This window comes from Syntrophomonas sp. UBA5494, assembly GCF_002426325.1.
This window is the reverse complement of record NZ_DIPG01000142.1, coordinates 32,042-32,367: the sequence shown is the minus strand read 5'-3', so window position 1 is coordinate 32,367 and position 326 is coordinate 32,042. Positions and strand designations below refer to the sequence as shown.

Here is a 326-nt window from a genome sequence, read left to right as displayed (position 1 = left end):
GCCGCCAAAGAGGTCATTTATGCGGCCGGCCTGACCCACGATCTGGGTAAATGGAATGAATATCAGACCGGAGTTGACCATGCCTCCTATGGTTCCAAGCTGGCCCGGGAGATCCTGCCCCGGGCGTACTTCAACCCCAACGAAGTTGATATCATCTGCCGGGCTATATTCGAACACCGCAACATAAGCCGTGATATGAGTTTTTTGGGAGAACGCCTGCACCGCGCGGATAATCTTTCCAGGGTATGTGTGGAGTGTGATTTCAGCAATCAGTGTCCCAAACTTAAATCCAAAGAGCCCATAGCCGCAAGCTTTGAATACTAGTC

General features: G+C 51.5%; 1 protein-coding gene. It reads left to right on the top strand.

Features of this window, described 5'->3' with window-relative positions; all coding sequences use genetic code 11:
• Positions 1-324 (top strand): HD domain-containing protein (locus tag B3W37_RS16065; RefSeq protein ID WP_483176428.1); only part of this gene is annotated, 324 nt, incomplete at its 5' end.
• Positions 325-326: the final 2 nt, after the last annotated feature.